Annotated in this window: 11 protein-coding genes; 3 read left to right on the top strand and 8 right to left on the bottom strand. The window is 71.6% G+C overall.

Annotated elements, in window-relative coordinates; genetic code table 11:
* Positions 1 to 439, bottom strand: a 439-nt coding sequence (locus tag D471_RS0102090; RefSeq protein WP_017597094.1) for a sigma-70 family RNA polymerase sigma factor, incomplete at its 3' end; no start/stop codon positions are given.
* A 193-nt stretch (positions 440 to 632) separates the two neighbouring features.
* Between D471_RS0102090 and D471_RS0102095 the strand changes: the two genes are divergently transcribed.
* Positions 633 to 1,094, top strand: a complete 462-nt coding sequence (locus tag D471_RS0102095; RefSeq protein WP_017597095.1) for a carboxymuconolactone decarboxylase family protein — start codon at positions 633 to 635, stop codon at positions 1,092 to 1,094.
* A gap of 82 nt (positions 1,095 to 1,176) precedes the next feature.
* Here the strand turns inward: D471_RS0102095 and D471_RS0102100 are convergent, their stop codons facing one another.
* The 4 genes from D471_RS0102100 to D471_RS0102115 all read right to left on the bottom strand — a co-directional run bounded on the left by D471_RS0102100 (position 1,177) and on the right by D471_RS0102115 (position 6,078).
* Complete coding sequence (locus D471_RS0102100; RefSeq protein WP_017597096.1) at positions 1,177 to 2,952, bottom strand: ABC-F family ATP-binding cassette domain-containing protein; 1,776 nt, start codon at positions 2,950 to 2,952, stop codon at positions 1,177 to 1,179.
* 478 nt (positions 2,953 to 3,430) lie between these two features.
* On the bottom strand, positions 3,431 to 4,330 hold the full coding sequence (locus tag D471_RS0102105) for a transketolase family protein (protein ID WP_017597097.1): 900 nt from the start codon (positions 4,328 to 4,330) through the stop codon (positions 3,431 to 3,433).
* Between the two features lie 10 nt (positions 4,331 to 4,340).
* Positions 4,341 to 5,051 (bottom strand): thiamine pyrophosphate-dependent enzyme, encoded by a 711-nt coding sequence (locus tag D471_RS0102110; RefSeq protein ID WP_017597098.1) that lies wholly within the window; start codon positions 5,049 to 5,051, stop codon positions 4,341 to 4,343.
* 82 nt (positions 5,052 to 5,133) lie between these two features.
* Entirely contained in the window at positions 5,134 to 6,078 is a 945-nt protein-coding gene (locus D471_RS0102115) for a 4-(cytidine 5'-diphospho)-2-C-methyl-D-erythritol kinase (protein WP_083924026.1), read from the bottom strand.
* Positions 6,079 to 6,338: 260 nt separating this feature from the next.
* On the opposite strand from D471_RS0102115, the gene D471_RS0102120 reads away from it, so the two are divergent.
* Together D471_RS0102120 and D471_RS0102125 are read left to right on the top strand one after the other, a co-directional pair.
* Entirely contained in the window at positions 6,339 to 8,252 is a 1,914-nt protein-coding gene (locus D471_RS0102120; RefSeq protein WP_017597100.1) for a serine/threonine-protein kinase, read from the top strand.
* A gap of 352 nt (positions 8,253 to 8,604) precedes the next feature.
* A complete protein-coding gene (locus D471_RS0102125; protein WP_152486194.1) occupies positions 8,605 to 8,880 on the top strand; it encodes a hypothetical protein in 276 nt (91 codons plus the stop codon).
* A 229-nt stretch (positions 8,881 to 9,109) separates the two neighbouring features.
* Here D471_RS0102125 and guaA read toward each other — a convergent pair whose 3' ends face one another.
* The 3 genes from guaA to D471_RS32635 all read right to left on the bottom strand — a co-directional run.
* Entirely contained in the window at positions 9,110 to 10,690 is a 1,581-nt protein-coding gene (gene guaA, locus D471_RS0102130) for a glutamine-hydrolyzing GMP synthase (RefSeq protein WP_017597102.1), read from the bottom strand.
* 635 nt (positions 10,691 to 11,325) lie between these two features.
* Entirely contained in the window at positions 11,326 to 12,339 is a 1,014-nt protein-coding gene (gene galE / locus D471_RS0102135; RefSeq protein WP_017597103.1) for a UDP-glucose 4-epimerase GalE, read from the bottom strand.
* A gap of 170 nt (positions 12,340 to 12,509) precedes the next feature.
* The coding region (locus D471_RS32635) for an endonuclease/exonuclease/phosphatase family protein (protein ID WP_017597104.1) at positions 12,510 to 14,828 on the bottom strand (2,319 nt) is incomplete at its 5' end.

Genomic DNA, 14,828 nt, shown 5'->3' on the forward strand with positions numbered 1-14,828 from the left:
TTCGGTCCACGATCGGCGCGATCTCGTCGAAGGGCACTCCGAACATGTCGTGCAGGACGAACGCGAGCCGCTCCGCGGGGGTGAGGGACTCCAGCACCACGAGGAGGGCGGTCCCGACGGCGTCGGCGGTCAGCGCCCGATGTTCGGGGTTATCGCCGTCCACGCGGGCCACCACCGGGTCGGGCAGGTGTTCCTCCCACGCGGACTCACGCCGCGCGGCCCGGGAGCGGAGCAGGTCCAGGCAGACGCGGCTGACCACGGTCGTCAGCCATCCGCCCAGGTTGTCGATGTCCTCGTCCGCCGAACGGGCGAGCCGTAGCCAGGACTCCTGGACGGCGTCCTCGGCCTCGCTCATCGAGCCGAGCATCCGGTGGGCCACCGCCCTCAGGTGCCCTCGGTGCTCCTCGAAGCGGCGGGCCAGGAGTTCGTGCTCGGTCACGGTCGTGTCCTTCCTCGGGGGGGGTCACCACTGTGACGCGCGCGAGGCGGTGAACGTGACCGCGCGGGCCCGTTCGGAAGAAGTTCTCCGGCGGCGGTCACATCCGTCCGGCGCGATCCGTCAGGGGGGTGTCGGAGCGAACGAGCCGGGGCCGCGAACGGCGGCGCCGCAGACCACGCGAGGGAGAACCCCCATGACCGCACGTATGAAGAACCCCGCCGCCGTCCTGCCCAGCGCGATGAAGGGCATCGGCGGCCTGGTCCGGGCGATCGGCGAGGGCGGCCTCGAGCACGCCGTCCAGGAGCTGGTGGCGCTGCGGGCGAGCCAGGTCAACGGGTGCGCCGCCTGCGTCCACGGACACGTGGTGAACCTGCGCGGGGCCGGTGAGTCCGAGGAGCGGATCGCCTCGGTGGTGGCCTGGCGCGAGGCGCCCTTCTACACCGACGCCGAACGGGCCGCGCTGGCACTGGCGGAGTACGCCACCCGGATCGCCGACCAGAGCCGCGACCGGGTGCCGGACGAGGTCTGGGACGAGGCCGCCGACCACTTCGACGAGCGGGAGCTGTCCGCCCTCATCCTCACGATCGGCCTGACCAACATGTTCAACAGGATCAACGTCACCATCCAGGAGCCCGCGGGCACCACCTGGGGCTGAGCGGGGACCGGACGCGGCGGGGCCCGGCGGACGTCCACCGGGCCCGTGCCCCAGGGGTCACCGTTCGGGCGCCCTGACACGGTCAGTCGCCGACCAGCTCGGCCTGGGCCAGCCAGACCTCCTCCAACTCGTCCCGCTCGGCCGCCAGGGCCTTGGCCTCGGCGTCCAGCTCGGCCAGCCGGGTGTAGTCCTCGGCCGCGGCGGCCATCAGCTCGTGCAGCTCGGCCTCGCGTTTGGCGATCCGGTCCATCCGCCGCTCGACCCGCTGCATCTCCTTCTGGGCGGCGCGCCGCTCGGCCGGTGAGACCGCGGGCTCCTCCTTCGGGGCCGTGGCCCCCTCCGAGGCGCCGGCCGGGACGGAGGGCCGCTCCGCGCTGGCGGCGCGGCGCTCCAGGTACTCGTCGACACCGCCGGGCAGGAAGGCCAGGGTGCCGTCGCCCATGAGGGCCAGCACGCGGTCGGTGATCCGCTCCAGGAAGTACCGGTCGTGACTGACCAGCACCAGGGAGCCGGGCCAGCCGTCGAGGAGGTCCTCCAACTCGGTGAGGGTCTCGATGTCCAGGTCGTTGGTGGGCTCGTCCAGCAGGAGCACGTTGGGCTCGTCCATGAGCAGGCGCAGCAGCTGGAGGCGGCGCCGTTCACCGCCGGACAGGTCGCCGATCGGGGTCCACTGGCGCTCGCCCCGGAAGCCGAAGCGCTCCAGCATCTGGCTGGCGGTGTAGTCGCGCTTGCCGATGGTGACGTGTTCGCGCACGTCCATGACGGCCTGGAGCGGACGCGCCTCGGGGTCGAGCTCGGCGATGTTCTGGGACAGGTGGGCCAGCCGGACGGTCTTTCCGGTGCGCACCGAACCGGAGTCGGGTTCGCGCTCGCCGCCGAGGATCCGGAGCAGGGTCGACTTGCCCGCGCCGTTGACGCCGACCAGGCCGACCCGGTCGCCGGGGCCGAGCTGCCAGGTGAGAGCGTCCAGCAGGAGGCGGTCGGGCACGGAGGCCGACACGTTCTTGAGGTCGACGACGGTCTTGCCGAGCCGGGAGCTGGCGAACCGGACGAGTTCGACGGTGTCGCGGACCGGCGGTTCGTCGGCGATGAGCTGGTTGGCCGCCTCGATGCGGAACTTGGGCTTGGACGTACGCGCGGGGGCTCCCCGGCGCAGCCAGGCCAGCTCCTTGCGCATGAGGTTCTGGCGGCGCTCCTCGGCGGCCGCGGCCAGGCGTTCGCGCTCGGCCTTGGCGAGGACGTAGGCGGCGTAGCCCCCCTCGTAGCGTTCGACCGCGCCGCGCCCGACCTCCCACGTGCGGGTGGTGACGGCGTCCAGGAACCAGCGGTCGTGGGTGACGACCACGAGCGACTCCGGACGGCCGGTGAGGTGCTGGGCGAGCCAGGCGATGCCCTCGATGTCCAGGTGGTTGGTGGGCTCGTCGAGGACGATGAGGTCATGGTCGTCCACGAGCAGGCGCGCCAGCGCGGACCGGCGGCGCTCGCCGCCGGACAGGCCGGACATGTCGGTGTCCAGGTCCCAGCCACCGAGCAGACCGCGCAGGATGTCGCGGATGCGGGCGTCACCGGCCCACTCGTGCTCGGCGCGGTCGCCCAGCACGAAGGCGCCGACCGTGGTGTCGGGGAAGTCGTCCCGCTGGTGGAGGAACCCGGTCCTCAGGCCGCGGTTGTGCACGACCCGGCCGGAGTCGGGTTCGGTGCGTCCGGAGAGCACCGAGATCAGGGTGGACTTGCCGCCGCCGTTGCGGCCGACGACGCCGATGCGTTCACCCTCGTCCACGCCGAGGGACACCTTGTCGAGGAGTACGAGCGGCCCGTAGGCCAGGGACACGTCCTGGAGATTGACCAGATTCGTCAACGGCCCGCCGTCCCTAGGACGTGTACCGCGGACACATACCCTGCTGCGCGGCGCCCCGGCACAACTCTCGCTGCGTTCTCATCAGTCGACAGCCAACCCCGGGCTGGCTCCTTCTTCGGCCTTGCGAGAGCCGCACCGGAGACGCCGCTCGCGACGGGCAGCATCCACGGCACACGCCCTAGCACATTGATGCTCACCTGGTCTGACTTCCTCTCCGTACTGCGAGAACACTGCTGCGGGGGCCACGGCGGAACCTCGCCGCCCGTGATCGGTCGCGGGCGCGCGCCGACGTCGTGCCGGTCCCGGCACGGTGCGCGCGACTCACCGGGACACCCCGACGGCCCACACTAGGCCCTGTGGCGGACCCGTGGGACAGGGCCGGTGTCCGGCCCGCCACCAACAACCCGCGCCGCCCCCGGCCTGTTCCCGGCCCAACCGACCTCGGCCTCAGGACCGTGGGGACGCAGGGCGCCGTGCCTCACACGAGGAAGAACTCCCTGGCCGCCTTCGCGATGCCCTCGGTGTCGAGTCCGTGGGCGCGCGCGTGCTGTGCCGGGGTCCCGTAGGCGCGCAGTTCCGCGTCACGTGCCACCCCCAGGCCCAGCTGGCGGTGGCGGCGGTCCGCGAGGGCGGCGGAGACCTCGTGGGCGGAGGTGCCGCTCAGGTAGGGCTCGACCACCAGCACGTCCGCGTTGCCCGCCGCGCCGACCAGGGCGCTCAACCCCTCACGGTCGAAGGGCCGCACGGTCGCGGTGTAGGCGACGGTGACGTCCAGCCCGGCGGTGGCCTCCAGGACCGGGTCGAGCATCGGACCGACCGCCAGAACCACCCCCGCCGAACGGGGCGACCCCGTGCGCACGACGGTCAGCCCGCCCGACACGGGCAGTGGCGACCGGTTGGCGGTTCCGGACAGCCGCACGTACACCCGGTCGTTCCCGGGGATCGCCGCCCTGAGCGCGTCGCGGACCTCGTCCGGGTGTCCGGGCACGTACACGGTCCACCCCGGGAGGGTGTCCAGGAGCGCCACGTCACCGGGCGCCTGGTGGGTGCGTCCCTCGACCGAGGCGTCGTAGGAGCCGCCGATGCTCACCAGTACCGCACCGGTCCCCTGGTGTCCGAAGTCCAGCTTGATCTGCTCGAACGGCCGCTCGACGAGGAAGGGCGCGTAGGTGTGCGCGATCGGGCGCATGCCGGCCAGGGCGAGGCCGCCCGCCACGCCGATCATGGCCTGTTCACGGATGCCGACGTTGATCACGCGGCCCGGGTGCCGGACGGCGGCCCGCCGGAACCCGTCGACGGAGATCTCGGCGAGGACGACGGCGGTGCGGGGGTCCTCGGTGAGGGCGGCGTTGACGGTCTCGACGAAGGTCTCACGCATGGCGGTGTTCCTAACGCTTGGAGCGGACGCGGGCGATGACGGCCAGTGGGTGGCCCGGGTGGGGCGCGGTGAGGGCGGTGTGCAGGGCGTCGTGGTCATGCCCGTCGACCTCGCGGGAGATCCAGCCCTCGGTCTCGAACCTGGTGCCGATCCCCTCCGGCCAGCCGTGGGCGCTGGAGCGGTTGTCCACCACCACCGTGGTGAGCTCCTCGACCCGCAGCCGCCCGGCCACGGTGATCGCCTCGTGGTTGCTGCCCTCGTCGAGTTCACCGTCGCCGACGAGCACGACCGTGCGGGGCGGTGCGCCGTCGGGGCGGCGCACGTCCCGGGCGCGCAGTCCGAGGGCGGTGCCCAGTGCGAGCGGCAGCCCGTGGCCGAGCGAACCGCTACCGATTTCAGCTCCGGGCACGAGCACGCGGTCGGGGTGGTGGCCGAGCGGTGAGTCGAACGCCCTCCATCCACGCAGGGTGGGCACGTCGAGGAAGCCCTTGGCGGCGAGAACGGCGTAGAAGGCGACCGGCCCGTGCCCCTTGGACAGCAGGAAACGGTCTCGTGCGGGGTGCTCGGCGGTCTCCGGGGTGACGGCCAGGACACGGTCGTAGAGCACCCACAGGACGTCGAGGGTGGAGTTGGCGGCGCCCTTGTGCTTCTCGTCGCCCTCCATGAGGCCGATGAGCACGGGCAGGTCGGCGTAGCGCGAGAGAGTGGCTGCGGTCGTCATGCACCCCAGTCTTCGACCTCAACAAGGGTTGAGGTCAATGGCGAGGCGCGGGCCCGGACCGCGATTCATCAAGTGATGTGCGTCACACCACAGTCGCGCCGAGGACGTCCCCCGAGCCGGCCGGAACGCACGAGTCCGCCCCGGCGGCCTCCAGCGCGCGCACCACCTCGGCCTCGATCCCGCCCGCCTTCGGGGAGTCCTCGTCGCCCACCAGGAACGCGCACGTCGGCCCGGAGCCGGACACCAGGGCCCCCAGCGCGCCCGCCTCCCGGCCCGCCGCCAGAACGCGCGCCAGATCCGGCCGCAGCGACAGCGCGGCCCGCTCCAGGTCGTTGGTGAGCGCGGCGCCCAGCGACGCGGCGTCCCCGGACGCGAGCGCCTCCTCCATCGCGGGCGAGGGGCGCGGCGCGGGCGCGTCGGGCCGCAACCGGTCGTACTCCCCGAACACCCTGGCCGTGGACAGGCCCCGCGACGAGAGCGCGAACACCCACCGGTACCGGCCGGGCGCGACCAGGGGCTCCAGGATCTCTCCCCGCCCCGTCCCCACGGCGGTACCGCCCATCAACGGGAAGGGCACGTCGCTGCCCAGGCGTGCGGCCAGGTCCATGAGGTCCGTCTGGGGCAGACCGCAGCCCCACAGCCGGTCGCAGGCCACCAGGGCCGCCGCCGCGTCGGCGCTGCCGCCCGCCATGCCCCCGGCCACCGGGATCCGCTTGTCGAGGTGGATTTCGACGGGAGACCCCTTGCCGGTCTCCTCGGCCAGGAGGGCCGCCGCGCGCGCGGCGAGATTCGTGGCGTCGAGCGGAACCCCGGCCAGGTCCACGCGCGTCCCACCGGATGCCGTGAGCGTCGCGAGTCCGAAGTCCTGACGCGGAGGGGCCTCCTTGACGGTAACCTCGTCGAACAACGAGACGGCGTGGAACACGTTGACGAGGGCGTGGAACCCGTCCTCACGTCTGGGTCCCACCGCCAACTGGAGGTTCACCTTCGCGGGGACCCGCACGGTTACGGTGGTACTAACGGTCACGAGTCCCCAATCGTAAAGGAACCCCCTACCTTGCGTGAACACATGCCCCGGCCGGGGAAGCAGTGTGTCTCGCGCCCGTCGCCGACGGGATCACACCCGTCGGCGCGAACCAGGGGCTCCGATCGGGGATCAGTCATCACTGTCATGTCAGATACCGCCCTTCCCCCGAACGATCCGAAACGTCGCACGGGTGGGAATCAGGGCACAAACACCGCTACCTTGGGGCGAGGCGGAGTTTGGACACCGTCGGGGAGGGTCGCTTGCCGTCGGATGGGCTCCCGAAGAACCTGGAACCGCTGGCAGCCGGAGATCCGGCCACCATCGGTCCCTACGTGCTGTCCGGGAAGCTGGGTAGCGGCGGCATGGGCACCGTCTACCTGGGCAGTACCGCGGAGAGGAACAACCAGGTAGCGATCAAGGTCATCCGCCCGGAACTCGCCTTCGACGAGGCGACACGGGCACGTTTTCGCGACGAGATGGAGAACGCCCGCAAGGTCGCCTCCTTCTGCACGGCCAAGGTCCTCGACCACGGGACGTTCGAGAACCGTCCCTACATGGTCACCGAGTACATCGCCGGAACCGCTCTGGCCGAGCACATCGCCGAGAACGGGCCGCTGGACTCCTCGACCCTGCACGGGTTCGCCCTGGGCGTGGCCGCGGCGCTGGCGGCCATCCACCGCACCGGGCTCGTCCACCGCGACCTCAAGCCCGCGAACGTGCTGCTGTCGCTCTCCGGGCCCCGCGTGATCGACTTCGGCATCGCCCGGGCGATGAACACCGCGACCAACCACACCCAGACCGGCATCGTCATGGGCAGTCCCGGCTGGATGGCGCCCGAACAGCTGCTGGAGGAACAGGTCACCACCTCGGCGGACATCTTCGCCTGGGGCTGTCTGGTGGCCTTCGCGGGCAACGGGACCCACCCGTTCGGCAACGGCGACGCCATGACCCTGGGCAAGCGCGTGCTCTTCGCCGAACCGCAGATCGGGAACCTGGACAGCCCGCTGGACCGGCTCGTCCTGCGCGCCCTGGCCAAGGAGCCGGCGCGCCGCCCGACCGCCCAGGATCTGCTCCTGGAGCTCGCCGGCGGCGAGGACAACTCCAACCCGAACGACATGGTCTCCCACGCCCTGCACCAGTCGTGGCGGCCGAACCTGCCTCCCATGCCGCCCGGCGGCCCGCAGCCGGGGATGCGCCCCGCCCAGCAGACCATGACGGGCATGCGGCCCCCGCCGCCCCCGCCCGGCCGCTACCAGGCCGGCCCGGTGCCGCCCCCGGCCCACCAGACCGGCACCTTCCCCCGGCCGCAGGCGCCGCCCCCGGCCGCGCGCCCCGCCGGGGCGCGCCCGTCCGGTCCGCCCCCGGGCAACCAGAACGCGCCGCGCCGCCCCGCGCCCGCGCAGCCGCACCCGGCCTCGACCGGTCCGATCCCGATGGCGCCGTCCGCCGAGCAGCAGGGGGCGCGCCCCGGACCGCAGCCCTACGTCCCACCGGTCCCGCCGCCCCCGCACCGACCCGCCGCGCCCAACCGGCGCAAGGGGATCGTCCTGGGTCTGGCGGCGGCCGTGGCGGCCGTCCTCATCGCCGTCGCGGTCCTGCTGGCCGTGCTGTCCACGGTGAACGGCAGCGCGCCCTGGGCGGACGCCGACGCGGACGGTGACTCCGGCCAGGAGCAGTCCGGCGCCCAGCAGCCCGCACCCGAGGACGAGGACAAGTCGGAGGACGCCGAGGACAGGGAGGAGACCTCCGAGGACGCCGTACCCGGAGACGCTCCGGTCCGGTCAGCCGACGGCATGGTCGAGTACGAGATCGAGGACGTCGACTGCGACCGCACACGCGACGAGTACTTCCCCCGTTCGGAAATCGAGGGCGGCCGGTACTGCTTCGTGGGGTTGAGGATGACCAACCTCGGCGACGAGCAGCTGCGCTTCCTCTCCGACCAGCAGTACCTTCTGGTCGAGGGCGGGGTCAGCCCCTATCCGGCGGAGAGCCCGACGCCCCTGGAGGGCGACACGGACGGGCTGTGGGCCCAGGGCGGAATCCCTCCCCGCGCCACCGTCGGCGGTGAACTGGCCTTCATCATCGAGGAGGGCGAACGGCCGACCACCGTGCAGCTGACGCACCGGTCCGGTCTGGACCGAACGCAGATCTCGATCGAGCACCTGGTGGACTGACTCCCGGGGGCGCGTTCAGCGACCGGACCCTTTCACCTCTACACGACTATTCCACAGTCAAAGGTTGAATAACCATCGACATAAAACACGAATAAACCTTTGATCAATTCATGCATGGCCAGGTATGGCCAAATTTAACCCTTGACGAAAGTCGGAGAGAACGAAAGACTCACCGACGCATAACGAAAGGGTTAACCATCGTGAATATTCGCAACAAACTGGCCCGTGGCATTGCCGCCGTGGCGGCCGCCTGTATGGNGCGAGTTCCGCCAGCGCGCAGACCGCCCCGTCCGCGCAGCAGCCCCAGCAGGCCGTCGAGGTCCAGCTGTCGGAAGAGCAGATGGAGGCCCTCGTGGCAGCCGCCTGTTCAGGACCGCGCAAACCCTACAAGTCCGGCAGCAACATCAAGGCCTCCTACTCCGGATGCAACTACGGAGGCCAGTGGAGATTCGTCCTTCAGCGCCACCGGTGGTGGGGGTGGACCGACATGACGAGCGCTTCCATGAGCCCCTCCAGCCAAACGCTCTCGGCCAGTTGCTCCGGGTCCGGTAACCACAACTACCGTTCCGTCTTCCGGTACAGCAACAAGATCACCGCGACCAGCTCCAGCTACCGCGTGACCTGCTGACAACAGATTCCGACCGAGGAATTCCCATGACCGCTCCAGCCTGAGCGGTCATGGGAATCCCGCCACGGCCCCCTCTTATCGGAGTTTCACCGCGGCCTGACGCGAACGGGCCCGGTACTCGCTGGACCAGCGCGTACCGGGCCCGCCGTGCCGTTCCCGGTCCTGCGCTCCGCTTCGGACCGTGTTCGGGCACCGCCTGGGGAACCGTTCCAGGAAAAGGACCCGGCCCCTACTCCCACTCGATGGTGCCCGGGGGCTTGCTGGTCACGTCCAGCGTCACCCGGTTGATCTCGCGCACCTCGTTGGTGATCCGGTTGGAGATACGGGCGAGCACGTCGTAGGGCACGCGCGACCAGTCGGCGGTCATCGCGTCCTCGCTGCTGACCGGGCGCAGTACCACGGGGTGGCCGTAGGTTCGGCCGTCGCCCTGGACACCGACCGAGCGGACGTCGGCCAGGAGCACGACCGGGCACTGCCAGATGTCACGGTCCAGTCCGGCGCGGGTGAGCTCCTCGCGGGCGATGGCGTCGGCCTCGCGCAGGACCTCCAGGCGCTCACGGGTCACCTCGCCGATGATCCGGATGCCGAGGCCGGGCCCCGGGAACGGCTGGCGCCACACCATCTCGGAGGGCAGGCCCAGCTCTTCGCCGACCTTGCGCACCTCGTCCTTGAACAGCTCGCGCAGCGGCTCGACCAGGGTGAACTGGAGGTCGTCGGGCAGTCCGCCGACGTTGTGGTGCGACTTGATGTTCGCGGTGCCGGTGCCGCCGCCGGACTCCACGACGTCCGGGTAGAGCGTGCCCTGGACGAGGAACTCGACCTCGGCTCCGTGCTCGCCGCTCTCGACGACGATCTCGCGGGCCGCCTGCTCGAACACGCGGATGAACTCGCGGCCGATGATCTTGCGCTTCTCCTCCGGGTCGGTGACCCCGGACAGCGCCGTCAGGAACCGGTCCTCGGCGTCGACGACCTTCAGGCTCACGCCGGTGACCGCGACGAAGTCCTTCTCGACCTGCTCGGCCTCGCCCTTGCGCAGCAGACCGTGGTCGACGAACACACAGGTGAGCTGGTCACCGACGGCCCGCTGCACCAGGGCGCCGGCCACGGCGGAGTCCACGCCGCCGCTCAGCCCGCAGATGACGCGCTTGTCGCCGATCTCCTCGCGGATGCGCTCCAGCTGCTCCTCGACGATGTTGACCATCGTCCACGTGGGGCGGCAGCCCGCGCCCTCGTACAGGAAGCGGCGCAGGACGTCCTGGCCGTGCTCGGTGTGCATGACCTCGGGGTGGAACTGCACGCCGAAGAGGCGGCGTTCGGTGTCCTCGAAGGCGGCGACCGGGGCTCCGGCGGTGCTGGCGGTGGTCCGGAAGCCCTCGGGCGCGCGGACCACGGAGTCGCCGTGCGACATCCACACCAGGAGGTCCTCGGGCACGCCCTCGAAGAGGAGGGAGTCCGTCACGGCGGACAGCTCGGTGCGGCCGAACTCGCTCAGGTCGGTCCGGTCGACCGTGCCGCCCAGGGCACGGGTCATGGCCTGGAAGCCGTAGCAGATGCCGAAGGTGGGCACCCCGGTCTCGAAGAGTTCGGCGCCCACGTTGGGGGCGCCCTCCGCGTAGACCGATGAGGGGCCACCGGACAGGATGATGGCCTTGGGGTTCTTCGCGAGCATCTCCTCGACCGGCATGGTCGAGGGCACGATCTCGCTGTGCACGTGGCATTCCCGCACACGCCGTGCGATCAGCTGCGCGTACTGCGCGCCGAAGTCCACGACGAGGACGGTGTCGAACGTGCTGTCAGCACCAACGGACACGACGGAGGACCTTCCGCAGAAGTACAGGGATATACGCCCAGTCTAGGGCGTGTTCCGCGCGTTCGGCTTGGTGGGAAGCTCCGACCGGGTGTGCTCCCCCACATCTGGGCGCGGCGAGGGGCGTACGGGGTCCTGCAAGACGAGGCAAGCCGCCAGCGAGGAACGAGCCAGGCGAAGGCGACGACGAAGAATCCCGGTTCTCCACGCCCCGAGCCCCGGCCGAGCCCGCGAGGCCGCATCAACACAGAGGGGCGTACCGGGTTCTGCAGGAGGAGCCGAGACGCCGGCGAGGAACGAGCCAGGCGAAGGCGACGACGAAGAATCCCGGTTCTCCACGCCCCGAGCCCCGGCCGAGCCCGCGAGGCCGCATCAACACAGAGGGGCGTACCGGGTTCTGCAGGAGGAGCCGAGACGCCGGCGAGGAACGAGCCAGGCGAAGGCGACGACGAAGAAACCCGGTTCTCCACGCCCCGAGCCCCGGCCGAGCCCGCGAGGCCGCATCAACACAGAGGGGCGTACGGGGTCCCGCAAGACGAGGCAAGCCGCCAGCGAGGAACGAGCGACAGGCGCCGCCGAGGATGAAGGACCCCGTTCCCCACGCCCCGAGCCCCGGCCGAGCCCGCGAAGAGCACGCCTCAGCCAGCGAAGCCCCTCGGGTTGGCGCTCTGCCAGCGCCAGGCGTCGGCGCACGCGTCGTCGACCGTGCGCACGGCCTTCCAGTCCAGGTCGCGCGCGGCGGCCGACGGGTCGGCGTAGCAGACGGCGATGTCGCCGGGGCGGCGGCCGACCACCTCGTACGGGATGGTGGCACCGGTCGCCCGTTCGAAGGCGCGGATGCTCTCCAGGACCGACGTCCCGTGTCCGGTGCCCAGGTTGTACGTGCGCCACCCCGGGGCGTCGGCCAGGTGGGCGAGTGCGGCGAGGTGGCCGCGCGCCAGGTCCACGACGTGCAGGTAGTCACGCACGCCGGTGCCGTCGGGGGTGTCGTAGTCGTCGCCGAAGACCTGGAGGCGCTCGCGCCGCCCGGCGGCGACCTGCGCGATGTACGGGAACAGGTTGTTGGGCACGCCCTGGGGGTCCTCCCCGATCAGGCCGCTGGGGTGCGCGCCGACGGGGTTGAAGTACCGCAGCGCGACGACCCGCCAGCGGGGGTCGGCGGCGGTCAGGTCGCGCAGGACCTGCTCGGCGAAGAGCTTGGTGGCGCCGTAGGGGTTGGTGACACTGAGCGCGCCGTCCTCGGTGATCGGGGTCCGCTCGGGATCGCCGTAGACCGTGGCGGAGGAGCTGAAGACCAGGTCGCGGACACCGTGTTCGTCCATCGCCTCGGCCAGGGTGAGCAGGGCGTCCAGGTTGTTGCGGTAGTAGCGCAGCGGCTGTTCGACGGACTCGCCGACGGCCTTGAGCCCGGCGAGGTGGATGACGGCGTCGACGTCGTGTTCGCCCAGGACGCGGCGCAGAGCGGCCGGGTCGGTGCAGTCGGCGCGGTGGAACGTGACGGCGCGGCCGGTGATCCGCTCGACCCGCCGCAGCGCCTCCCCGTGGCTGTTGACCAGGGGGTCCAGGACCACGACGTCGTGCCCGGCGTCGAGGAGTTCGACGGCGGTGTGCGTGCCGATGTACCCGGCGCCGCCGGTGAGGAGTACGTGCATCTCTCGCTTCCCCAGGGTCGAGGTCCGTCCGCCGCTTCGCGGACGCCCCCAGGATAGGCGCCGTTCGGACGCGCTCCGGGCTCCCCGGGGCACGGCTCGGGGGAGGGACCGCGCCGGCTCCCTCCCCCGGTGACCGGGTGGCGCGCCCGCGTCGGCGCGCCGTGCCGCCGCTACCCGCGGCCCCCGCGGATGTCGAGGTACAGCACCTGCGGGTCGTGGTCGCTGACCTGGTCGTGGAACTCGGAGTTGATCCGCACGACCTCGTAGTCCATCCGGCCCGCCAGCGCGGCGTTGAACAGGATGTGGTCGAGTGCCTGCGAGTTGCCGTCGAAGACGTAGTTGTACCGCTCGTTCTCGGGCAGGTCCGACATCGGGTTGGTGAGCGGCCCGTCCCCGGTGAGGATGTCCAGGGTCGGTGAGAACGGGAAGTCGTTCAGGTCGCCCATGACCACGACGTTGGCGTCCGGGTCCACCGCGAACAGTTCGTCGGTGAACTCCCTGACCAGGCGCGCCTGCGCGTTGCGCTGGACCTCGCTCGACCGCTCGGGCGGCTGGACGACCCCGTGCAGGGACTGGTCCCCGCCCTTGGAGTTGAAGTGGTTGGTCACCACGAACAGGTCCCGCCCGCGCACGCGGAAGTGGCCCACGAGCGGCTTGCGGCTGGAGTCCCACGCCTCGTCCTCGGGGGAGATGCGGCCCGGGGAGACGCTGAGCTCGGGTCCGCGCGGCCCCTCCAGGACCTCGACGCCGGTGGTGGCGTCGGGCTCCCCGGCGTCGATGAAGCGGACGTGCTGGGGGTCGAAGAGGAAGACGTTGCGGATGTTGCCGCCCGGCTGGCCGCCGTCCTGACCGTCCTCGGGGCTGATCTGGCGCCAGGCGTAGCGCGGTCCGCCCTGCGCGTGGATGGCGCGGGTCAGGCGGCGGAGTGTGAGGTCGGCGTCCACGGTGCCGTCGTTGACGGGGCCGTTGTCGTCCTGGATCTCCTCCAGGCCGATGATGTCCGGGGAGCCCAGGTAGTCGACGATGCCCCGGGCGAGTTCGTCGAACTTGGCCTGGTCGTCCGCGCCGTCGAGGTTCTCGACGTTGTACGTGGCGATGGTGTTCTCGTAGGGGGCTGCCGCCCGGGCGGGCACGCGCTCCAGGTCGCCCCCGACGATCTCGCCCAGCGTGGTGGCGCGGATGAGGAAGCCGCCGAACCGGCTGTAGTAGAGCGGCCCCTCGGTGACGCCGGTGAGCGTGTCGCCCACGTTGGCCCGCGGGAAGGGGTGGGTGTCGCGGTCGAGCAGGGACTCGATCTTGATCCGGCCCGGGTTGGGCTCGTCGTAGGAGCTGTAGAGCGTTCCCCCGTTGACCGTGGCGTCGCGGCCGTCGGGGTCGGTGGTCACCCACAGCGCCGAGTAGGGGTCGGTCTCACCGATGACGGGCGCGTCCTCCACCCGGACGAGCATGTGCTCGTGGGCGGCCCAGAAGTCGAGGGCGTAGGTGCCGGGGCGCAGGTCGAGGTCGGAGATGTCGCCGCCGTGGTCGGGGGCGTACTCGTCGGGGACCGCGTCGGCGTCGAGCAGCACCGACCCGGGCAGGTCGGCGCCGGACGAGACGGTGGTCCAGCTCGCCCCGGCGAGCTGGGTGATGGTGTGCGCGTCGGTCTGGGGTCGGTACTCGCTGACGCGGCCCCCGACCAGGACCTCGTCGCCGACGGCCACGTCGGGGGTGGTGGAGCCGGTGAAGACGAAGAGCGCCTCGCTGGTGCGCGGGTCGTCGTCGCCCTCGGGGTCCTGGAACCAGAAGCCCTGCGCGGAACCGAAGCGGTTGACCGCGGTGACGACGCCCGGGACGCCGCTGACCCGCCGACCCTCGTGGGGGGAGGTGCGGGTGGTGCCCTGGACATCGTGGACGCGCAGGTCGCCGGGCTCGCCCGGGTCGGGGTCCCCTCCGCCGTCGCCGGGGGTCTCCCCGGCCGCGTTGGTGGGGGTGGGGGGACCGGACGTGAGGTCGGCGGCGTTGTTTCCGGTGTCGGTGAAGGCGTCGTCGCGGGCGGCGGAGGCGGTGTTGCTCAGCCGCGCGGCCGGGGCGCCCTCGAAGACGACGGCGTCGCCGTAGCCGACGACGTCGACGACCCCCTCCTCCTCGGCGCACTCGACGGCGGTGCGGCAGGTGACGGGGTCGGTGCCCCGGACCAGGAGGACCGCGCCCGAGCGGGCGGACATGGCGGTGCCGCCGGTGGCGTCGGGGGCGGGCAGGTCGACGCTGCCGCCCGACCCCTGGCCCTGGCGGACCAGGTAGTGGCCCCCGGCGTCGACGGATCCGGACAGCTCGGTGACCTGGGCGCGGGTGCCGGAGCTCGGGCTGGCGGGGAGGTACTGCACGCTCCAGCCGTCGAGCGTGACGGCGGTGTCGGTGGGGTTGCCCAGTTCGACGAAGTCGTGGCGCAGCTCGGCTCCGCTGTTGCCGCCACCGCCGTAGACCTCGCTGATGACGGGTGTGGTGGG

The sequence above is a fragment of the Nocardiopsis lucentensis DSM 44048 genome, assembly GCF_000341125.1.
Classification (GTDB): domain Bacteria; phylum Actinomycetota; class Actinomycetes; order Streptosporangiales; family Streptosporangiaceae; genus Nocardiopsis; species Nocardiopsis lucentensis.

Excerpts from the sequence above, each read along its gene's own strand:
- D471_RS0102095 (WP_017597095.1), top strand. The coding sequence starts at position 633 with ATGACCGCACGTATGAAGAACCCCGCCGCCGTCCTGCCCAGCGCGATG.
- D471_RS0102105 (WP_017597097.1), bottom strand. The coding sequence starts at position 4,330 with ATGCGTGAGACCTTCGTCGAGACCGTCAACGCCGCCCTCACCGAGGAC.
- galE (WP_017597103.1), bottom strand. The coding sequence starts at position 12,339 with ATGCACGTACTCCTCACCGGCGGCGCCGGGTACATCGGCACGCACACC.
- D471_RS0102110 (WP_017597098.1), bottom strand. The coding sequence starts at position 5,051 with ATGACGACCGCAGCCACTCTCTCGCGCTACGCCGACCTGCCCGTGCTC.